Origin of the sequence: Streptomyces sp. NBC_01314, assembly GCF_041435215.1 — a bacterium.
Lineage (GTDB): Bacteria > Actinomycetota > Actinomycetes > Streptomycetales > Streptomycetaceae > Streptomyces.
In genome coordinates, this window is sequence record NZ_CP108394.1 from 2,792,676 (window position 1) to 2,813,042 (window position 20,367).

The 20,367-nt window shown below is 71.3% G+C and carries 18 protein-coding genes; all 18 read left to right on the forward strand.

Annotated elements, in window-relative coordinates; all coding sequences use genetic code 11:
* Window positions 1–6: 6 nt before the first annotated feature.
* The 18 genes from OG622_RS12285 to OG622_RS12370 all read left to right on the forward strand — a co-directional run bounded on the left by OG622_RS12285 (window position 7) and on the right by OG622_RS12370 (window position 20,366).
* Window positions 7–2,481 (forward strand): amino acid adenylation domain-containing protein, encoded by a 2,475-nt coding sequence (locus OG622_RS12285; protein WP_371575706.1) that lies wholly within the window; start codon window positions 7–9, stop codon window positions 2,479–2,481.
* On the forward strand, window positions 2,478–3,557 hold the full coding sequence (locus tag OG622_RS12290; protein WP_371575708.1) for a TauD/TfdA family dioxygenase: 1,080 nt from the start codon (window positions 2,478–2,480) through the stop codon (window positions 3,555–3,557). The genes OG622_RS12285 and OG622_RS12290 overlap by 4 nt, the downstream gene beginning before the upstream one ends.
* Entirely contained in the window at window positions 3,554–4,594 is a 1,041-nt protein-coding gene (gene sbnB, locus OG622_RS12295; RefSeq protein WP_371575709.1) for a 2,3-diaminopropionate biosynthesis protein SbnB, read from the forward strand. The genes OG622_RS12290 and sbnB overlap by 4 nt, the downstream gene beginning before the upstream one ends.
* Window positions 4,595–4,641: 47 nt before the next feature.
* A complete protein-coding gene (gene sbnA / locus OG622_RS12300; RefSeq protein WP_371575711.1) occupies window positions 4,642–5,652 on the forward strand; it encodes a 2,3-diaminopropionate biosynthesis protein SbnA in 1,011 nt (336 codons plus the stop codon).
* A 114-nt stretch (window positions 5,653–5,766) separates the two neighbouring features.
* Window positions 5,767–7,410, forward strand: coding sequence for an acyl-CoA dehydrogenase family protein (locus tag OG622_RS12305; RefSeq protein ID WP_371575713.1), 1,644 nt, complete (start codon window positions 5,767–5,769; stop codon window positions 7,408–7,410).
* Between the two features lie 370 nt (window positions 7,411–7,780).
* Window positions 7,781–9,124, forward strand: a complete 1,344-nt coding sequence (locus OG622_RS12310; RefSeq protein ID WP_371575715.1) for a GAF domain-containing protein — start codon at window positions 7,781–7,783, stop codon at window positions 9,122–9,124.
* Window positions 9,125–9,328: 204 nt separating this feature from the next.
* Entirely contained in the window at window positions 9,329–10,765 is a 1,437-nt protein-coding gene (locus OG622_RS12315; RefSeq protein WP_371575717.1) for a hypothetical protein, read from the forward strand.
* Between the two features lie 70 nt (window positions 10,766–10,835).
* Window positions 10,836–11,417: a GNAT family N-acetyltransferase gene (locus OG622_RS12320; RefSeq protein ID WP_371575719.1), complete on the forward strand. Its 582-nt coding sequence runs from the start codon at window positions 10,836–10,838 to the stop codon at window positions 11,415–11,417.
* Window positions 11,418–11,509: 92 nt separating this feature from the next.
* Entirely contained in the window at window positions 11,510–11,593 is an 84-nt protein-coding gene (locus OG622_RS12325; protein WP_309474722.1) for a putative leader peptide, read from the forward strand.
* A gap of 169 nt (window positions 11,594–11,762) precedes the next feature.
* Window positions 11,763–13,454 carry a nitrite/sulfite reductase gene (locus OG622_RS12330; RefSeq protein ID WP_371575721.1) on the forward strand — a complete coding sequence of 564 codons (1,692 nt, stop codon included), beginning with the start codon at window positions 11,763–11,765 and terminating at the stop codon, window positions 13,452–13,454.
* The gene (locus OG622_RS12335; RefSeq protein WP_371575722.1) at window positions 13,451–13,630 is read left to right on the forward strand and encodes a hypothetical protein; all 180 of its coding nucleotides are present in this window, start codon (window positions 13,451–13,453) and stop codon (window positions 13,628–13,630) included. Before OG622_RS12330 ends, OG622_RS12335 begins: the two co-directional genes overlap by 4 nt.
* Window positions 13,627–14,382: a phosphoadenylyl-sulfate reductase gene (locus OG622_RS12340; protein ID WP_371575723.1), complete on the forward strand. Its 756-nt coding sequence runs from the start codon at window positions 13,627–13,629 to the stop codon at window positions 14,380–14,382. The genes OG622_RS12335 and OG622_RS12340 overlap by 4 nt, the downstream gene beginning before the upstream one ends.
* A gap of 89 nt (window positions 14,383–14,471) precedes the next feature.
* Complete coding sequence (cysC, locus tag OG622_RS12345; protein ID WP_371575725.1) at window positions 14,472–15,017, forward strand: adenylyl-sulfate kinase; 546 nt, start codon at window positions 14,472–14,474, stop codon at window positions 15,015–15,017.
* Window positions 15,014–15,952, forward strand: a complete 939-nt coding sequence (cysD, locus tag OG622_RS12350; RefSeq protein ID WP_371575727.1) for a sulfate adenylyltransferase subunit CysD — start codon at window positions 15,014–15,016, stop codon at window positions 15,950–15,952. Before cysC ends, cysD begins: the two co-directional genes overlap by 4 nt.
* A 2-nt stretch (window positions 15,953–15,954) precedes the next feature.
* A complete protein-coding gene (locus OG622_RS12355; protein ID WP_371575729.1) occupies window positions 15,955–17,289 on the forward strand; it encodes a sulfate adenylyltransferase subunit 1 in 1,335 nt (444 codons plus the stop codon).
* A 235-nt stretch (window positions 17,290–17,524) separates the two neighbouring features.
* Window positions 17,525–18,634, forward strand: a complete 1,110-nt coding sequence (locus OG622_RS12360) for an aliphatic sulfonate ABC transporter substrate-binding protein (RefSeq protein ID WP_371575730.1) — start codon at window positions 17,525–17,527, stop codon at window positions 18,632–18,634.
* A 36-nt stretch (window positions 18,635–18,670) separates the two neighbouring features.
* The gene (locus OG622_RS12365) at window positions 18,671–19,459 is read left to right on the forward strand and encodes an ABC transporter ATP-binding protein (RefSeq protein WP_371575731.1); all 789 of its coding nucleotides are present in this window, start codon (window positions 18,671–18,673) and stop codon (window positions 19,457–19,459) included.
* On the forward strand, window positions 19,446–20,366 hold the full coding sequence (locus OG622_RS12370) for an ABC transporter permease (RefSeq protein ID WP_371575733.1): 921 nt from the start codon (window positions 19,446–19,448) through the stop codon (window positions 20,364–20,366). The genes OG622_RS12365 and OG622_RS12370 overlap by 14 nt, the downstream gene beginning before the upstream one ends.
* Window position 20,367 lies beyond the last annotated feature (1 nt).

A 20,367-nucleotide genomic window follows, 5' to 3' on the forward strand; every position in this document is an offset into this window, starting at 1 on the left:
AAAGAAATGGATCGGTCGGAGTCGGGCGACGCTGCCCGGAAGTACTGGCACGAGGTGCTCACCGCCGGGGGGCGGACCGTGGTTCCGCGGTGGAGCACCGATCCGGCGAAGGGGGTGGCCGCCTGCGAAGTGGCGCTCCCGGAGGGGTTGTCGACCGCCACTGACGGTACGGCCGCGCTGCTCGCCGCCCATGCGAAGGTGCTCGCCGCGCTGTCGGGCGAGGGCGAGATCACCACCGGCTGGGTGGAGGACGGCCGCATGCTGCCGTGCCGGCTCACCGCCGCGCCCGGCGGCACCTGGCGCGCACTGCTGGAGCACACCCACCGGGTCACCGCGGAGCTGCTGACGCACGCCGCGTTCCCGGTGGCCGCCCTGCGGCACGAACTCGGTCTCACCGAGCCACCGTTCGAGACGGTGCTCGACACGAGCGGGGGCGACGGCGACCTCGGCGAGGACGTCGTCCTGCGGGTGGGGCTGGTGCACCGCGACGACGGTCCGGCGCTGCGGCTGCGGTACCGCACGGACGTGCTCGACGAGGATGGCGCGGCCCGGATCGCCGGGTACCACGTCACCGCCCTCACTCTGCTGGCCACCGAACCGGACGCCGGGCACGGGCGGCGGAGTCTGGTGTCGGACGACGAACTCCGTCACCAGCTGGACGGGTTGGCCGGGCCGCACCACGAACTGCCCGACCGCCGGGTGCACGAGCTGTTCGAGCAGCGGGTCGTGGCCCACCCGGACGCGGTCGCGGCCGTCCACGGCGACCGGAGCTGGACCTACCGCGAGCTCAACTCCCGTGCCAACCAGCTCAGTCGGGCCCTGCTGGTCCGGGGCCTCGGCCACGAGGGCGTCGTCGCGGTGGTGACCGAGCGGAACCTCGACTGGATGGCGGCCGTCCTCGCGGTGTTCAAGGCGGGCGGCGCCTATCTGCCCGTGGAGCCGCACTTCCCCGCCGAGCGCATCGCCACCACGCTCGCCCACGCCGGGTGCGAGCTGGTACTCACCGAGCGGGGCAGCACGGCCACGCTGGACCGGGCCCTGTCCACGCTGCCCGGGACGCAGCGGCTGCTCGTCGAGGACGCGTACGACGAGGCCCACCCGGACTCCGACCTCGGTATGGAGATCGCGCCGGACCGGCTCGCGTACATCTACTTCACGTCCGGTTCCACGGGCGAGCCCAAGGGCGCGATGTGCGAGCACGCCGGGATGCTCAACCACCTCCTCGCCAAACTCGACGACCTCGGCATCGGCGAGGGCGACGTGGTCGCACAGACCGCGCCCCAGTGCTTCGACATCTCCCTGTGGCAACTGCTGGCCGCGCCGCTGGCCGGCGGGCGGACGTTGCTCGTGGAGCAGGAGGTGATCCTGGACGTCGGACGGTTCGTCGACCGGATCGCCGACGGCCGAGTGAACGTGGTCCAGGTCGTGCCGTCGTACCTGGAGGCGGTCCTCGCCCATCTGGAGCGGCACCCCCGGGAACTGCCCGAGCTGCGCCGGGTGTCGGTCACCGGGGAGGCGCTGAAGAAGGAGCTGGCGGAGCGCTGGTTCGCCACCGGACCGGGGACACCCCTGGTCAACGCCTACGGGCTGACCGAGACCTCGGACGACACCAACCACGAGGTGATGGACCGGGCTCCCGAGGGGGGCCGGGTGCCCCTGGGCCGTCCCGTGCGCAACGTCCGCGTGTACGTCGTCGACGAGCATCTCCGCCTCGTGCCGCTGGGCGCGCCGGGGGAGATCGTCTTCTCCGGGGTGTGCGTCGGGCGGGGATACGTCAACGATCCCGAGCGCACCGCGCGGGCGTTCACCGGCGACCCGTACCGGCCCGGCGAGCGGCTCTACCGCAGCGGGGACCACGGGCGCTGGCGGCCCGACGGCAAGCTGGAGTTCCTCGGCCGCCGGGACACCCAGGTCAAGGTGCGCGGCTTCCGCATCGAGATCGGCGAGGTGGAGAACACGCTGCTCAAGGTGGCGGGTGTGCGGGACGGCGCGGTGGTGGTCGCCGGGGGTGCGCGTCTGGTCGCCTTCCACTCCGGCCGGCCGATCGCGGTCGAGGAGCTGCGGGACCGGCTGGCGGCCTCGCTGCCGGCGTACATGGTGCCGTCGGTGTTCCACTGGCGCGAGAGTCTGCCGCTGACCGGCAACGGCAAGATCGACCGGCGGACGCTGACGACGCTGGCCGAGGAACTCGACGCGGCGGAGAGCGGGTCGGGCGAGCCGCCGGCGACGCCGACCGAGGAGCGGCTGGCTGCCGCGTGGGCCGGGGTGCTCGGGGTGCCACGGGCCCGGATCGGCCGGCACGACCACTTCTTCGACCGGGGCGGCACCTCGCTGTCGGCGGTGAAGCTCGCGATCGCGCTGGAGCGGGCGGTGTCCCCCAAGGACGTGACCGCGCATCCGGTCCTGTCCGAGCTGGCCGGACTGATCGACACGAGGGCCGTCGCGCACACCGTCGCCGGCACCGCGGGGAGGTCGTCGTGAGCTTCCTCAGCCGCCGCCGCGCTGCCGGGCGCCGCCGGAAGGACACGGCGACGCCCCCGTCGTCCTCGGCTCCCCCGCTCCTGCCGGGCATCGAGACATCACCGGGCAGGCCCCCACTCCTCACCGTCTCCCCCGCCGAACCCGCCTCCGACTGGGCGGCCGGACAGCGGGACGCCCTGCGTGCCGTCGTCGCCGAGCACGGTGCGGTCCTCGTGCGCGGTCTCGGGCTGCGGGACGCGGCCGAAGTCGGAGCGGTCTTCCGCGGGTTGACCGACACGCTGATGGTCGAGAAGGAGGCCTTCGCGCCCCGGCCGACGTACGGCGAAGGCGTGTACTCGTCGACGGCCTGGCCGTCGAACCAACCGATGTGCATGCACCACGAGTTGAGCTACACGCAGGAGTTCCCCGGGCTGATGCTCTTCGCCTGCCTCGAAGCCCCCGGGCGGGGCGGGGCGACCGGCGTCGCCGACGCGGAGGCCGTACTGGCCGCGCTGCCGCCCGAGTTGACCAAACGGTTCGAACGGGACGGCTGGCTGCTGACCCGCTCGTACAACGACGAGATCGGCGCGTCGGTCGCCGAGGCGTTCGGCACCGACGACCGGACCGTCGTCGAGGCCTACTGCCGGGCGCACGCCATCGAGTTCGCCTGGCGGCCCGACGGCTCCCTGCACACCCGACAGCGGCGCGCCGCGGTGCTCCGGCATCCGGTGACCGGCCGTCGCTGCTGGTTCAACCAGATCGCGTTCCTCAACGAGTGGACCATGGACGCCGAGGTGCGCGAGTACCTGGTGGACATGTACGGGGCCGAGGGACTGCCCTTCAACACCCGCTACGGCGACGGCGATCCGATCGGCGCCGACGTCGTCGAGACGCTCAACGCGATCTACGAGGCGCACACCGTCCGTGAACCGTGGCGCTCCGGTGACCTGCTCCTTGTCGACAACATCCGCTCCGCCCACAGCCGTGAGCCCTACGAGGGGCCGCGCGAGGTGCTGGTGGGCCTGGCCGACCCGGTACGGCCGACCGGCCGCGGCACACGGGACTGCGACTCGAAGGACGAGGTGAGCTTCACATGACCGAGGTTCCGGGTTTCGCCGTGATCTCCGGCGCCCAGGTGCAACAGGCCCTGCGGGGCCGGGAACGGGAGATCGTCGAACTGGTCGAGTCCGCCTACCTGTTGCACGGGGACGGCGACACGGGCGACACGGTCAATCCGCCGTCGTACTTCCTCCGTTTCCCCGACCGTCCGTCCTCGCGGATCATCGCGCTGCCCGCCTCGCTGGGCGGGAAGTTCCAGGTGGACGGGTTGAAATGGGTCTCCAGCTTCCCGGAGAACACGGCGGGCGGGCTGCCGCGCGCCTCCGCCGTGCTGATCCTCAACGATCACACCACCGGGTATCCGTTCGCGTGTCTGGAGGCCTCCATCATCAGCGCCACGCGGACGGCCGCGTCGGCGGCGCTGGCGGCCGACCGGCTGAGCGCGCGCCGCGCGGCGCCGCGTCCGGCGCGGGTGGGCTTCCTCGGCACGGGTCTGATCGCCCGGTACATCCACACGTTCCTCGCGGCGACCGGATTCGAGTTCGAGGAGGTGGGGGTGCACGACCTGTCCGCGGACAGCGCGACCGGGTTCCGGGGGTATCTGGAGCGGTCCGGGGCGGGCGGGCGGGCGACCGTGTACGACAGCGCCGAGGACGTGATCCGGGCGAGTGACCTGGTGGTCTTCGCGACGATCGCGGGCGAGCCGCACATCCGTGAACCGAAGTGGTTCGCCCACAACCCACTGGTGCTGCACGTGTCGCTGCGCGATCTCGCGCCCGAGGTGCTGCTCGCGTCGGCCAACTTCGTCGACGACGTCGAGCACTGCCTCAAGGCGAACACGTCACCGCACCTGACCGAACAGCTCACCGGCGCACGGGACTTCCTCGACGGAACGCTCCACGACGTCCTCACCGGCCGGGCGACCGTGCCGGCGGACCGTCCGGTGGTCTTCTCGCCCTTCGGCCTCGGGGTCCTCGACCTCGCGGTCGGCGGTCGTGTTCACGACGAAGTGGCCCGCTCCGGCGGACTGCGGGTCGTGGACGACTTCTTCCACGAGCTGCGCCGCCACGGCTGACCCGCGGGGCACGGCGAGTACGACATTGCACAACCAGGGGGGCCGCAGTGCCAGTCATATCCGTTCCCACGGACTTCAACGAGGAGGAGCTGTACGTCGATCTGCGACAGGTCGTCGGACACAGGCTCTTCCTGAAGTGCGAGGGCTTCAACTTCGCCGGCTCGATCAAGCTCAAGGCCGCGTCCGAGATGGTGCGGGCCGCCGAACGGGAGGGACGTATCGGGCCGGGCTCGACGCTCGTGGAGTCGTCGTCCGGCAATCTGGGCGTCGCGCTGAGCATGATCGCGGCGAGCCGGGGCTACCGGTTCGTGTGTGTGACCGATTCCCGGTGCAATCCACAGACCCGGCGCATGATCGAGGCGCTGGGCAGCCGGGTGCACGTCATCTCCGAGCCCGACCCGCACGGCGGTTTCCTCGGCGCCCGGATCGCGTACGTCCGCGCGCTGTGCGCCACCGACCAGCGGTACGTGTGGCTCGACCAGTACACCAATCAGGCGAACTGGCAGGCGCACTACCGCACCACCGCGCCCGCCGTCGCCCGGCAGTTCCCGCGTCTGGACGTGCTGTTCGTGGGGGTCGGCACCTCGGGGACGCTGATGGGCTGCGCCCAGTGGTTCTGGGAGCGGCGGCGCCGGGTGCGGATCGTCGCCGTGGACAGCGTCGGTTCGGTCGCGTTCGGCGGGGCGCCGGGCCGCCGGATGATCCCGGGTCTCGGCACGAGTGTGACCCCCGCGCTGCTCGACGCGTCCTACGTGGACGACGTCGTCCGGGTGGAGGAGCCCGACACCGTACGGGCCTGCCACCGCATGGCCCGGCGCGGCTTCCTCTTCGGGGGCTCCACCGGCACGGTCGTCAGCGGCGCCACCGAGTGGCTGTCCCGCAACGGCTCTCCCGAGACCACGGCGGTGGCGATCTCCCCGGACCTCGGGGAGCGCTACCTCGACACCGTCTACCGGCCGGGCTGGCCGCTGGAGCAGTACGGGGAGGCCGTACTGGACCCGGAGGAGGAGTTCGGAACGGGCGACGTGGGGACGGGCGAGCTGGCGGCGCCCGTCTGAGCCGGCATCCGCGAGTGCGGCGCCGGACGGTTCCGGTCCGGCGCCGGACTCCTGCCCGCCGGACGCCGGTGAGCGTCGCCGTGACGACGCGAGGCCGACGGGTAGGTTCCTGTCATGGCAGCCAGCACCCATGAAGTGACCAACCAGGCTCCGCCCCTGGTGGACTACGACGTCTTCGCCGCCGACCAGGTCCTCACGGAGGCGGTCGAGCGGCATCTGGCGCCGGAGGTGCTGGACGAGGCACGGGAGGAGCTGTCGGGGTTCGGGCGTACGGCGGGCTCCGCGCAGGTGCAGGAGTGGGGGCGGCTGGCGAACGAGAATCCGCCGAAGCTGCGGGCGTACGACCGGTACGGGAACCGGGTGGACGAGGTGGAGTTCCATCCGTCGTGGCACAGGCTGCTCGGCAAGGGGGTCTCGGCGGGGCTGACGGCGGCCTGGACGCGGCGAGGCGGGCATGTGCGGCGGGCCGCCGCGTTCGTCGTCTGGACCCAGGTCGAGGCCGGCAACGGCTGCCCGCTGTCCATGACCCACGCGGCGGTACCCGCCCTGCGCACGGACCCGGCGCTCGCCGCCGAGTGGGAACCGCGGCTGACGTCCACGCTCTACGACTGGGACATGCGGCCCGCCGACCAGAAGGCCGGCGCCCTCTTCGGGATGGGCATGACGGAGAAGCAGGGCGGCAGCGACGTACGCGCCAACACCACCGCGGCGCGGCCGCTGGCCGAGGACGGGACGTACGAGCTGACGGGCCACAAGTGGTTCTGCTCGGCGCCGATGTCGGACGGGTTCCTCGTGCTGGCGCAGGCTCCGGGAGGGCTGACGTGTTTCCTGGTGCCCCGGGTACTGGCCGACGGGTCGCGGAACGTGTTCCGCATCCAGCGGCTCAAGGAGAAGCTGGGCAATCGGTCGAACGCCTCCGCCGAGGTCGAGTTCGACGGGACGTGGGCGCGCCGGGTCGGTGACGAGGGGCGGGGGGTGCGCACGATCATCGGGATGGTGGCGGCCACCCGGCTGGACTGCGCGCTGGGCGCGGCCTCGCTGATGCGGCAGGCGGTGGCACAGGCGGTGCACCACTGCGCGTACCGGGAGGCGTTCGGCGGGCGGCTGATCGACAAGCCGCTGATGCGCAATGTGCTCGCGGATCTCGCGCTGGAGTCGGAGGCGGCGACGGCGCTGGCGCTGCGGGTGGCCGCGGCGTACGACGCGGCGGAGGCGGGCGACGAGAACGAACGTGCGTTCTTGCGGCTCGCGGTGCCGGTCGCCAAGTACTGGGTGACCAAGCGCTGCGCCCCGCTGGTGGTGGAGGCCTCCGAGTGCCTCGGCGGCAACGGCTATGTCGAGGAGTCCGGCATGCCCCGCCTGTTGCGCGAGTCCCCGCTCAACTCTCTCTGGGAGGGCGCAGGGAACGTGCAGGCACTCGACGTGCTGCGCGCACTCCAGCGCGAACCGGGGGCGTTCGACGCCTACTTGCGGGAGGTGGGCCGGGCCCGGGGCGCCGATCACCGGCTCGACGGCGCGATCAAGGGCCTGCTGACCGAACTCGCCGATCTGGACGGTATCGAGGCCCGCGCGCGACGGCTCGTGGAGCGGCTCGCCCTCGTCCTGCAGGGCGCGCTCCTCGTGCGGTACGCGCCCCCGGCGGTCGCCGACGCGTTCTGCGCCTCCCGGCTGGGCGGCGACTGGGGCACGGCCTTCGGCACGCTGCCGCACACGCTGGATCTGGCGTCGGTGGTGGAGCGGGCGCGCCCGGTGGCTTGAGCAGCGGTGGCCCCGACCGGCGCGGACGGGGGACGCCCTCCGTCAGGTGCGGCGTCCTCTTCGAGTGGTGCGACCGGCCGGCCCGACGCGGGGGTGATGCCGCGCCGACACGGCACCACCCCCGCTTCCCTGGCCCCTTCGAGCGGAGCGCATACGCCGCACCGGGCGACGTTGAACAAGTGTCAAGGAGCGCCCGGCGGTCCGCCAGGGTTGCAGGGGGTTGCAACTCGTCTGCGCTCTGTGGCCGGAGTGTGCCCCTCCGTGGCCTAAGAGCGGCAGACTGTGAAACCCGCAGTCCACGTCATCGCGCGGACCCGGGCTTCCGCGGCCACCAGGGCCGAGGAGCGACCGGCCTGCCGGGGAGGAACGAGTGCCGCACTCGCCGTCGGAAGTCACGCGGCTCATCGCCACGGACGCCGCCCGGGCGGCCCGGGTCCTCGGCGAGGCACGCGCCTCCACCCTCGACGGCCGGCCCTCGAAACCCGCCCCGCGCCCCGCGATCCTCGAGTCCTGGGGCCGCACGGTGCGAAGCGGCGTCGACCCCGACCACGACTTCCGCTCCGACCTCCTCGGCCGCGACGAGGTCGAGCGCCGCCGCCGGACCTCGCGGCTCCGCCACGTCCTGCCGGTGCTCCGCGAAGGGCTGCTCTCCCTCGCGGACACCGCGCAGCACATCATGATGGTCGCGGACGCCGACGCCCGGGTGCTCTGGCGCGAGGGCAGTACGGCCGTGCTCCGCAAGGCGGACGGGCACGGCCTCGGGATCGGCGCGGACTGGCGCGAGGAGACCGTCGGCACGAACGGCATCGGCACGCCCCTCGTCTCCCGCCGGCCCGTACAGGTCTTCTCCGCCGAGCACTTCGTCCGCGCCCTGCACCCCTGGACCTGCACCGGCGCCCCCATCACCGACCCGCGCGACGGCCGACTGCTCGGCGCGGTGGACATCAGCGGCCCCCTGGAGACCCTGCACCCCTCCACCCTCGCCCTGGTCGACTCGGTCGCCAAACTCGCCCAGGCCCGCCTACGTGACCTGCACCTGACCTCGCTCGAACAGCTGCGCGCGGTGGCGGCCCCGGTCCTGGCCCGTCTCGGTGGCCGCGCGGTCGCCGTCGACCGGGACGGCTGGACGGCCGCCGTGACCGGCATGCCCTACACCAGCCGCGTCGCCCTCCCCAAGCCCCTCTCCCCCGGCCGCTGCCGGCTCCCCGCGCTCGGTCTGTGCACCGTCGAGCCGATGCCCGCCGGCTGGCTGATACGCCCCACCGCGGACCCCGCGCCCGCTCCGACCGCCACGCACATCACGCTCGACGTCTCCCACCCCCGCCGCTGGACCGTCACCGTCGTCGGCTGCGCGGGTTCCTGGACCCATGAGCTCACCCCCCGCCACGCCGAACTCCTGTACCTCCTCGCCCTCCACCGCGGCGGCCGCAGCGCCTCCGCGCTCGCCGACGACATGTTCGGCGACCCCGCCCGCACCGTCACCGTGCGCGCCGAGATGTCCCGCGTGCGCCGCTACCTCGGCGCCTGCCTCGACCACCGCCCGTACCGCTTCACCGAACGGGCCGACGTCGAAGTCCTCCTGCCCGGAGCCCCGTTGGACCTGCTGCCGCACTCGGTGGCACCCGGGGTGGTACGGGCGCGGGCGGCCGCTCCGGGTGGCCGGTTCCGGGACGACGGGCCTTCGGGACACGAGAGAGCCGAGCCGACCGCCTGAGCCTCCGAAGTACATGTCCAACCTCCTTCCCGGTGAACGGATCATGGCCTCGGGGTGGACCCGGGGTGAGGGATCTCCCTGCAATTCTCCGGACCTCGGCGTGACACGTGTCCCACTGCCGTAGCATCGCTGCCAGGCCGCCCCACCTGCCTCTCCGTCAAGATCTTGGTCTTGGTAGGCAGTTGGCCGTCCCCGGGAGGTTTTATGCAGCACCGCGGCAGGCACCGTCGACGCAGAAGGGGACGTGCGCTGCGCGCGTCCCTGGCGGGAACCGCGCTGGCCCTCACGGCGGCGGCCACGCTGATCAGTACGTCGCAGGCGGCGGGCGGCGGGACACCGGGCGCGCTCTCCGCGATCACCTCTGCCGGTGAGCTGGGCAGACTGCAGCTCCGGGAGACCCTGACCGACAGCACCGGGCTGCGCGCCCTGGCGAACGACATGGGCGGCGCGGTCGGTGTCGACGAGGTGCTGCGCAGCGCGAACCACGCGATGCGCAACGAGGGCGACTGTTTCGCCACCGAGAAGGACAATCTGCCCGTCGAGCCGGTGACCGCGCGGGCGTACTGCTGGGAGCCGGGCGACGCCGTCGACGACAAGTGGATCCCCGGCTCGGTCACCACGTCCCGGAACAACCAGGTCATCGCGTCCGGCTGGACACACAGCGATGTGCCGAGCGACCCGCCCGGCGGCGACCCGGCGAACGCCGTCGACGCGGGTGCGTACAGCAGGGGTACGGACGGCACCGGCGTCGGCGCCGTCGACGACGAAGGGCTCGCCCGGGTCGCCTTCGTCGACGCCAGTGACCCGGCGAACCTCAGGTACCGATGGGTCCTGCTGGTCGTACCGACGACCGGCGGACAGGGCTTCGAGGGCCTGCGTTCCCGGCTCGGCGGCATGGCCTGGTACGAGGACAAGCTGATCGTCACCGCACGGGACCCGGAGAGCCGCGGACAGCGGGACGACTCCCTGTACGTGTTCGACCTGGCCCGCTTCCTCCGCGCCGACGTGACCGACAGCGACGCGATCGGCAGGGCCGGCGACGGCTGGTCGGCCCACCACTACCGCTACGCGCTGCCCGCGGTCGCCTCCTACAGTCCACCGGCGGGCCGCGACTGCGACGCGCGCGACAACGACGGGGTGCCCTGCTTCGGCTCGCTCTCCCTCGACCGGACGTCGAGACCGCCCACCGTCGTCGCCAACGAGCGGTTCCGGCCGGGCCGTGAGGAACCCGCCCGCGTCTGGCGCTACGCCCTCGACACCACCGCCGACCGCACCGGCCTGCTCACCACCACCGGGCGCGAGAGCAGTGCCGTCGCCACCGAGGCGTACGAGACCGAGGCCACCGGCGTCCGGGGGGTCCTCGCCCACCACGGGGACTGGTACGTCGACCAGGCCGCCGAGGACCGCGACGAGCACGGCACGCTCTGGCGGCAGGACGAGGACGGGGCCGAGGCGGCCAGGTGCGCGGAGGGCGAGGGCGACGAGAAGTCGGACCTCCGCTCGTACGCCTGCTGGGGGCGGCACACCGCCTCCCTCTCCTACTCACCGGAGACCGGCGAGATGTGGACGCTCACCGACCCCATCCCGGAGCGCGTGCTCTACGCGGTGAAGCTGTCGGACGTCGACAGCGCGCTCGGCTAGAGCGACCGGCCCGGCAGGGCGACCCGGCCCGGCCTTGGAGGCGGGCCGGGCCTCGTGATTCCCTGGGCCCATGAGCAGCAGCCCCGTCACCACCTGGTCCCTGGAGCAGACCTCGCCGAGCGATCTGCTTCCCGCCGCCGCGCCCGAGGGCGACGACGTCCGCATCGTGCGCGCCGAGGTCCCCTCCCCCGAGTTCAGCCGCTTCCTGTACGCCTCGGTGGGCGGTGACATCCGCTGGACCGACCGGCTGTCGTGGCCCTACGAGCGGTGGCAGGAGCACCTGGGACGCCCGGGTGTGGAGAGCTGGGTCGCCTACGACCGGGGTACGCCCGCCGGCTATGTGGAGATGGAACCGCAGGACGACGGGGCCGTGGAGATCGTGCACTTCGGGCTGCTCCCGGCCTTCCGGGGGCGGCGCATCGGCGGGCACCTCCTGTCGTACGGGACGGCCCGTGCCTGGGACCTCGCCGAGCGGTGGCCGGGGCTGCCGCCGACCAAGCGGGTCTGGCTGCACACCTGCACCCTGGACGGCGAGCACGCCATGGGGAACTACCTGCGGCGGGGGTTCACCCTGTTCGACACGAAGGTGACCGAGGAGGCGGACGCTCCGGCGCCGGGGCCCTGGCCCGGGGCCGCCGCTCCCACACCATGACCCACATCACATCGTCTCGGCATGCGAGACATCCTTGTCCGGAATGTGGATGACGGTGGACTCGGTCTAAAGAGCCGTGACACGCTTCCGTCATGTCTGGAACTGGAATTGCCTTGGTGAGTCGGCGGCACGTCGACCTCGGCCGCATGTCCAGCGCCATCTGTCCGGTGAGCTGACGCCCGACCGCGAGGGGTTGGACGACCCCGGGCAACAGCGCCGCACCCTCCTCTGTTTCAGCCCGCGCAAGGACGCGCAGGCGCCGCACACGCTTCCCACGTGTGCCCGCATGCGCGCGCCAGCGCAGGTCAGAGCCGCTTACCCGCCTTTCCCGAAGGACATACACCCATGGCCGCCTCCCCGCAGAACCCCGCCACGCCCCGCCGCAAGGTGAGCCGTCACCGTGGTGAGGGCCAGTGGGCCGCGGGACACTTCACCCCGCTGAACGGCAACGAGCAGTTCAAGAAGGACGACGACGGTCTCAATGTGCGGACACGCATTGAGACGATCTACTCGAAGCGCGGCTTCGACTCGATCGACCCCAACGACCTGCGCGGCCGGATGCGTTGGTGGGGGCTGTACACCCAGCGCAAGCCCGGGATCGACGGCGGCAAGACCGCGATCCTGGAGCCGGAGGAGCTGGACGACAAGTACTTCATGCTGCGGGTGCGCATCGACGGTGGCCGGCTCACCACCCGGCAACTGAGGGTGATCGGCGAGATCTCGCAGGAGTTCGCGCGGGGCACGGCCGACATCACCGACCGGCAGAACGTGCAGTACCACTGGATCCGGGTCGAGGACGTGCCCGAGATCTGGGAGCGGCTGGAGGCCGTCGGCCTGTCCACCACCGAGGCCTGCGGTGACACTCCCCGTGTGATCATCGGCTCACCCGTCGCCGGGATCGCCGCGGACGAGATCATCGACGGCACGTCCGCGATGGACGAGATCCACCGGCGGATCATCGGCAACCCGGCCTTCTCGAACCTGCCCCGCAAGTTCAAGTCCGCGATCTCCGGCTCCCCGCTGCTCGACGTGGCGCACGAGATCAACGACATCGCGTTCGTCGGCGTCCACCACCCCGAGCACGGCCCCGGCTTCGACCTCTGGGTCGGCGGCGGCCTGTCCACCAACCCCAAGATCGGGCAGCGGCTCGGCGCCTGGGTGCCGCTCGACGAGGTCGCGGACGTGTACGAGGGCGTCATCTCGATCTTCCGTGACTACGGCTACCGGCGGCTGCGCACCCGCGCCCGCCTGAAGTTCCTGCTCGCCGACTGGGGCACCGAGAAGTTCCGCCAGGTCCTGGAGGACGAGTACCTCAAGCGCAAGCTGGTCGACGGACCGGCGCCCGACCAGCCGGTGGCGCGCTGGCGCGACCACGTGGGAGTGCACGCGCAGAAGGACGGCCGGTACTACGTCGGGTTCGCCCCGCGCGTCGGCCGTGTGGACGGCACGACGCTGACGAAGATCGCCGATCTCGCCGAGGCCCACGGCTCCGGCCGGGTCGCGACCACCGTCGAGCAGAAGATGATCGTGCTCGACGTCACCGAGGAGCAGGTCGACTCGCTCGTCGCGGGCCTGGAGGCGCTGGACCTCAGGGTCAACCCGTCGGCGTTCCGGCGCGGCACCATGGCCTGCACCGGCATCGAGTACTGCAAGCTCGCCATCGTCGAGACCAAGGCGCGCGGCTCCCTGCTGATCGACGAACTGGAGCGCCGGATCCCGGACTTCGACGAGCCGCTCACCATCAACCTCAATGGCTGCCCGAACGCCTGTGCGCGTATCCAGGTGGCGGACATCGGTCTCAAGGGACAGCTCGTCCTGAACGACGAGGGCGAGCAGGTCGAGGGCTACCAGGTGCACCTGGGCGGCGCGCTCGGTCTGGAGGCCGGGTTCGGCCGCAAGGTACGCGGCCTGAAGGTCACCTCCGACGAACTCCCCGACTACGTCGAGCGCGTGCTCAAGCGCTTCCAGGACGAGCGCGAGGACGGCGAGCGCTTCGCCGCGTGGGTCACGCGCGCTTCCGAGGAGGCCCTGTCGTGAGCGAGCGAGCCGCCCCTTTCTACTGCCCCTACTGCGGTGACGAGGACCTGCGCCCCAGCGAAGTGGGACACGGCGCGTGGGAATGCGGGGCCTGCAATCGAGCCTTCCAGTTGAAGTTCCTCGGGCTGTTGTCCCGGGGGCTTCAGCAAGCCGAAAGCGGAGGGGATCACATATGACTACCGTTCAGGCGGATTCCGACACATCCGCGTCCTCGCCGGACGCGGTCGGCCCGGACACGGCGAAGCGCGCCGAGCTCAAGGCGCTCGCCGAGCAGGCCGGCCGTGATCTGGAGGACGCCTCGGCGCTGGAGATCCTCCAGTGGGCCGTGGACACCTTCGGCACGCGTTTCTGCGTGACCTCCTCCATGGAGGACGCGGTGGTCGCGCACCTCGCCTCCCGGGCCAGGCCCGGTGTGGACGTCGTGTTCCTCGACACCGGCTACCACTTCCCGGAGACCATCGGCACCCGGGACGCCGTCGAGGCCGTGATGGACGTCAACGTCATCACGATCACCCCCCGTCAGACGGTCGCCGAGCAGGACGCCGAGTACGGGCCGCAGCTGCACGACCGCGACCCCGACCTCTGCTGCTTCCTGCGCAAGGTCAAGCCACTCGAAGAGGGCCTGACCCGGTTCGACGCGTGGGCGACGGGCCTGCGCCGCGACGAGTCCGAGAGCCGGGCGAACACCCCGGTCGTGGGCTGGGACGAGAAGCGCGGCAAGGTCAAGGTCTCCCCGATAGCGCGCTGGACGCAGGACGACGTGGACGCCTACGTCACCGAGCACGGCGTGCTCACCAACCCCCTGCTCATGGACGGCTACGCCTCCGTGGGCTGCGCCCCCTGCACCCGCCGGGTCGCCCCCGGCGAGGACGCACGGGCCGGCCGCTGGGCGGGCAACGCCAAGACCGAGTGCGGGCTGCACCTGTGAGCGCCGCAGAGACCGCCCGGACCGCTGACACCGTCGGGAACACCGTCCCCGGGACGGGTCGTGCTCCCGCGACGAACCAGGAGAACGAAGTGACGACCGGAGCCACCGGAGCCACCGTCTGGCTCACGGGTCTGCCGAGTGCCGGCAAGACCACCATCGCCTACGAGCTGGCGGGCCGCCTGCGCGAGGACGGCCACCTCGTGGAGGTCCTCGACGGCGACGAGATCCGCGAGTTCCTCACCGCGGACCTGGGCTTCAGCCGCGCCGACCGGCACACCAACGTGCAGCGCATCGGCTTCCTCGCCGACCTGCTCGCCCGTAACGGCGTCAAGGCGCTCGTGCCGGTCATCGCGCCGTACGCCGACAGCCGCGAGGCGGTCCGCAAGCGGCACGCGGCGAGCGGTGCCGCGTATGTCGAGGTGCATGTGGCGACGCCGGTCGAGGTGTGCTCCGAACGCGATGTGAAGGGTCTGTACGCCAAGCAGGCGGCCGGGGAGATCTCCGGCCTGACCGGTGTCGACGACCCGTACGAGGCTCCCGAGACCCCGGATCTGCGCATCGAGTCGCAGGACCAGACGGTGCGGGAGTCCGCGGCGCTGGTCCACAAGCTGCTCACCGAGAGGGGTCTGGCATGACGACGACCGTCGCGGCCGTCTCCGGGGAGACCGGCACCCCGTACACGCTGTCCCATCTGGACGCGCTGGAGTCCGAGGCCGTCCACATCTTTCGTGAGGTGGCGGGTGAGTTCGAGCGGCCGGTGATCCTGTTCTCCGGCGGCAAGGACTCCATCGTCATGCTGCACCTGGCGCTGAAGGCGTTCGCCCCGGCGGCGGTGCCGTTCACGCTGCTGCACGTGGACACCGGACACAACTTCCCCGAGGTCCTGGAGTACCGCGACCGCACGGTCGCCGAGCACGGACTGCGGCTGCACGTCGCCTCCGTGCAGGACTACATCGACCGGGGGGTGCTGAAGGAACGCCCGGACGGCACCCGCAACCCCCTGCAGACCGTGCCCCTCACCGAGAAGATCCAGGCGGAGAAGTTCGACGCCGTCTTCGGCGGCGGACGCCGGGACGAGGAGAAGGCACGCGCCAAGGAGCGGGTGTTCTCCCTTCGCGACGAGTTCTCGCAGTGGGACCCGCGACGCCAGCGGCCCGAACTGTGGAACCTGTACAACGGCCGCCACGCGCCCGGCGAACACGTCCGCGTCTTCCCGCTGTCCAACTGGACCGAGCTCGACGTCTGGCAGTACATCGCCCGCGAGGGCATCGAACTTCCCGAGATCTACTTCGCCCACGAGCGTGAGGTGTTCCAGCGGGCCGGCATGTGGCTGACCGCCGGAGACTGGGGCGGCCCCAAGGACGGCGAGACCATCGAGAAGCGCCTCGTCCGCTACCGGACCGTCGGTGACATGTCCTGCACAGGCGCCGTCGACTCCGACGCGACCACGCTGGACGCCGTGATCACCGAGATCGCCGCCTCCCGGCTCACCGAGCGGGGCGCGACCCGTGCCGACGACAAGATGTCCGAGGCCGCGATGGAAGACCGTAAGCGCGAGGGGTACTTCTAAGCATGAGCACGATCACCGCCGAGGAGCTCTCGGCCACCACCCTGCTGCGGTTCGCCACCGCCGGTTCCGTCGACGACGGCAAGTCCACCCTCGTCGGGCGGCTGCTGCACGACTCCAAGTCGGTCCTCACCGACCAGCTGGAGGCGGTGCAGCGGGTCTCCGCCGGCCGTGGGCAGGACGCCCCCGACCTCGCGCTGCTCACCGACGGACTGCGGGCCGAGCGGGAACAGGGCATCACCATCGACGTGGCATACCGCTACTTCGCGACCCCGCGCCGCCGGTTCATCCTCGCCGACACCCCCGGCCACGTGCAGTACACCCGCAACATGGTCACCGGCGCCTCCACCGCCGAGCTGACGGTGATCCTGGTCGACGCCCGCAACGGGGTCGTCGAACAGACCCGCCGGCACGCCGCGATCGCCGCCCTGCTGCGCGTGCCGCACGTCGTCCTGGCCGTCAACAAGATGGACCTCGTCGCGTACGAGGAGGGGGTCTTCGCACGGATCGCCGAGGAGTTCACGGCGTACGCGTCCGAGCTGGGTGTCCCGGAGATCACCTCCATCCCGATCTCGGCGCTCGCCGGTGACAACGTGGTGGAGCCGTCGGCCAACATGGACTGGTACGGCGGACCGACCTTCCTGGAGCACCTGGAGTCGGTGCCGGTCGCCCACGACCTGGCGCACTGCCACGCCCGTCTCCCCGTGCAGTACGTGATCCGTCCGCAGACCGCCGAGCACCCCGACTACCGGGGCTACGCGGGCCAGATCGCTGCCGGTACGTTCCGCGTCGGCGACTCGGTCACCGTGCTGCCCTCCGGCCGGGCGACCAAGGTCACGGGCATCGACCTGCTCGGCGAGCCGGTCCAGGTGGCCTACACCCCACAGTCGGTGACGCTCCTGCTGGAGGACGACATCGACATCTCGCGCGGCGATCTGCTCGTGCCCAGCAAGGACGCGCCCCCGACCACGCAGGACATCGAGGCGACCGTCTGCCATGTCGCCGACCAGCCGCTCACGGTGGGCCACCGGGTACTGCTCAAGCACGGCACCCGCACCGTCAAGGCGATCGTCAAGGACATCCCGTCCCGGCTGACCCTCGACGACCTGTCCCTGCACCCGCACCCGGGACAGCTCATCGCGAACGACATCGGCCGGGTGAAGATCCGTACGGCGGAGGCGCTGCCGGTCGACTCGTACGCCGACTCCCGCCGCACCGGCTCCTTCATCCTGATCGACCCCTCCGACGGTACGACGCTGACCGCCGGCATGGTCGGCGAGTCGTTCGCCTCCCCGGAGCCCGTCAAGGACGAGGCCGAGGACGACGGGTGGGACTTCTGACATGAACCCACAGGACTTCTACGCGACGTTCGCGAAGGAGGGCGGCCGTGTGGGCAGCGGCGCCCTCGGGAGCGGGCAGGGCGGAGTCGCGCGATGTGTGCGATGACGTACGCGCACCGCTTGCGCGCCCCGTCCCCCCACCCGACGTCCCGGTTGCGACGAAGACCGTTTTCCTGACCTCCCGGCCACGACCTGAGAGACCGTGACCGCCGGGCCTCCGAGAGGAACACCTCCCGTGCCTGCACACCGCTCCGCCACTTTCCGGCGCACCTTCGCGGCCATCACCGCACTCCCGCTGCTCGCCCTGGCCGCCTGCGGCTACGGCTCCGAGTCCACGGAGTCCAAGACCGACAAGGTCGCCGCCGGCGCCGAGAAGATCGACGGTCTCGACACTGTCAACATCGGCTACTTCGGCAACCTCACCCACGCCACCGCTCTCGTCGGCATCCAGAAGGGCTTCTTCCAGAAGGAGCTCGGCGCCACCGAGGCGAAGTACACGACCTTCAACGCCGGCCCCTCCGAGATCGAGGCCCTCAACGGCGGGTCCATCGACATCGGCTGGATCGGCCCCTCCCCGGCGATCAACGGCTACAGCAAGGCGGACGGCGCCAACCTGCGCATCATCGGCGGTTCGGCCTCCGGCGGTGTGAAGCTCGTCGTCAACCCGGACAAGATCAAGTCCCTGAAGGACGTCAAGGGCAAGAAGATCGCCACCCCGCAGCTCGGCAACACGCAGGACGTGGCGTTCCTCAACTGGATCGCGGACCAGGGCTGGAAGGTCGACGCGAACACCGGCAAGGGCGATGTGTCCGTGGTCCGCACGGAGAACTCCGTCGCTCCGGACGCCTACAAGTCCGGTGCCATCGACGGCGCCTGGGTGCCGGAGCCGACCGCGTCCAAGCTGGTCGCCGAGGGTGCGAAGGTGCTGCTGGACGAGGCCGACCTGTGGCCGGACAAGAAGTTCGTGATCACGAACATCATCGTGCGCCAGGAGTTCCTGAAGGAGCACCCGGACGTCGTCGAGGCCGTGCTGCGTGGCTCGGTCAAGACCAACGCGTTCATCGGCTCCAACGCGGACGAGGCGAAGGCCGCGGCGAACGCCCAGCTCAAGGCCGACTCCGGCAAGGAGCTGCCGGCGGACGTGCTCGACCCGGCGTGGAAGTCCATCCAGTTCATCAACGACCCGCTGGCGTCCACCCTGCAGACGGAGGCGGACCACGCGGTCAAGGCCGGTCTGCTGGAGAACCCGAAGCTCGACGGCATCTACGACCTGACGCTGCTCAACAAGGTCCTCAAGGCCGAGGGCGACGACGAGGTCGACGACTCCGGTCTCGGCGTCAAGTAACCGCGTAGTCCGATGAGTTCCCAGGAGGTGACGACCATGGCCACCACACTCGCCAAGGCCGCCGACGGAGTCCAGGCGGCCGACCACGCCGCCCGTATCGAGCACGTATCGAAGTCCTTCGCCGGGCCCGCCGGGCAGCAGCTCGTCCTGGACGACATCACGCTCGATGTCGCTCCCGGCGAGTTCGTCACCCTCCTGGGGGCCTCGGGCTGCGGCAAGTCGACGCTGCTCAACCTGGTCGCGGGTCTCGACGACCCGACCGCGGGCAGCATCACGACCGACGGGCGTCCGGCTCTGATGTTCCAGGAGCACGCCCTGTTCCCGTGGCTGACCGCGGGCAAGAACATCGAACTCGCCCTGAAACTCAGGGGGGTTCCGAAGAACGAGCGGCGCGAGCGGACCGAGGAACTGCTCGGTCTGGTCCGGCTCCAGGGCGCGTACGGCAAGCGGGTGCACGAGCTGTCCGGCGGTATGCGCCAGCGCGTCGCCCTGGCCCGAGCCCTGGCGCAGGAGAGCAAGCTGCTGCTGATGGACGAGCCGTTCGCCGCGCTCGACGCCATCACCCGGGACGTGCTCCACGACGAGCTGACCCGGATCTGGCGCGAGACGCGGGTCTCGGTGCTGTTCGTGACGCACAACGTGCGCGAGGCCGTACGGCTCGCCGAGCGGGTCGTCCTGCTGTCCTCGCGTCCCGGCCGGGTGGCCCGCGAGTGGACCGTGGGTATTCCGCAGCCTCGCCGCATCGAGGACACCGCCGTGGCGGAGCTCTCCGTCGAGATCACCGAAGAACTGCGCAGGGAGATCCGCCGCCATGGCCAGCACTGAGACCAAGGGCGACGCCGGCCCCGGCAAGAACATCAAGAACATCAAGGATTCAGACGACCTGGCCGGACTGGAGGCGGGCCTCGACGCGCTGGACACGGTGCAGACCGGGCGGCCGCCGCTGCGCCAGGTGTTCGTCCAGAAGGTGCTGCCCCCGATCACCGCGGTCGCCCTGGTACTGGCGGTCTGGCAGCTCCTCGTCCTGGCGGAGGTCGCGCCGGCCTACAAGCTGCCCTCGCCGTCCGCGGTGGGGGAGGAGGTCCGGCAGGCCTGGCTGCAGGGCACACTGCTGGACTCCATCTGGACCAGCGTCTCCCGTGGTCTGCTCGGCTTCCTCGCGGCCCTGGCCATCGGTACCCCGCTGGGTCTGCTGGTGGCCCGCGTCCGGATCGTCCGCGCGGCGATCGGCCCGATCCTCTCCGGTCTGCAGTCGCTGCCGTCGGTGGCGTGGGTGCCGCCCGCGGTGGTCTGGCTGGGCCTGGAGCCGTCGGTGATGTACACGGTGATCCTGCTCGGCGCGGTCCCGTCGATCGCCAACGGTCTGGTGTCCGGCATCGACCAGGTGCCACCGCTGTTCCTGCGGGCCGGCCGCACGCTGGGCGCGACCGGGCTGAAGGGCACCTGGCACATCGTGATGCCGGCGGCGCTGCCCGGCTATGTGGCCGGTCTGAAGCAGGGCTGGGCGTTCTCCTGGCGCTCGCTGATGGCCGCCGAGATCATCGCCAAGGCACCCGACATCGGCTCGGGCCTCGGCCAGATGCTGGAGGCGGGCCGCACCAACAGCAGCATGCCGCAGGTGTTCCTCGCCATCTTCCTCATCCTGATCGTGGGCATCGCCATCGACCTGCTGCTCTTCAGCCCGCTGGAGCGGTGGGTGCTGCGCAGCCGTGGCCTGCTGGTGAAGAGCTGAT

Bases quoted from the DNA above. Each gene is read 5' to 3' on its own strand.
- OG622_RS12355 (WP_371575729.1), top strand. From the start codon at position 15,955: ATGAGCACGATCACCGCCGAGGAGCTCTCGGCCACCACCCTGCTGCGG.
- OG622_RS12320 (WP_371575719.1), top strand. From the start codon at position 10,836: ATGAGCAGCAGCCCCGTCACCACCTGGTCCCTGGAGCAGACCTCGCCG.
- OG622_RS12305 (WP_371575713.1), top strand. From the start codon at position 5,767: ATGGCAGCCAGCACCCATGAAGTGACCAACCAGGCTCCGCCCCTGGTG.
- OG622_RS12365 (WP_371575731.1), top strand. From the start codon at position 18,671: ATGGCCACCACACTCGCCAAGGCCGCCGACGGAGTCCAGGCGGCCGAC.
- cysD (WP_371575727.1), top strand. From the start codon at position 15,014: ATGACGACGACCGTCGCGGCCGTCTCCGGGGAGACCGGCACCCCGTAC.
- OG622_RS12330 (WP_371575721.1), top strand. From the start codon at position 11,763: ATGGCCGCCTCCCCGCAGAACCCCGCCACGCCCCGCCGCAAGGTGAGC.
- OG622_RS12340 (WP_371575723.1), top strand. From the start codon at position 13,627: ATGACTACCGTTCAGGCGGATTCCGACACATCCGCGTCCTCGCCGGAC.
- OG622_RS12315 (WP_371575717.1), top strand. From the start codon at position 9,329: ATGCAGCACCGCGGCAGGCACCGTCGACGCAGAAGGGGACGTGCGCTG.
- OG622_RS12325 (WP_309474722.1), top strand. From the start codon at position 11,510: ATGTCTGGAACTGGAATTGCCTTGGTGAGTCGGCGGCACGTCGACCTC.
- OG622_RS12285 (WP_371575706.1), top strand. From the start codon at position 7: ATGGATCGGTCGGAGTCGGGCGACGCTGCCCGGAAGTACTGGCACGAG.
- sbnB (WP_371575709.1), top strand. From the start codon at position 3,554: ATGACCGAGGTTCCGGGTTTCGCCGTGATCTCCGGCGCCCAGGTGCAA.
- OG622_RS12370 (WP_371575733.1), top strand. From the start codon at position 19,446: ATGGCCAGCACTGAGACCAAGGGCGACGCCGGCCCCGGCAAGAACATC.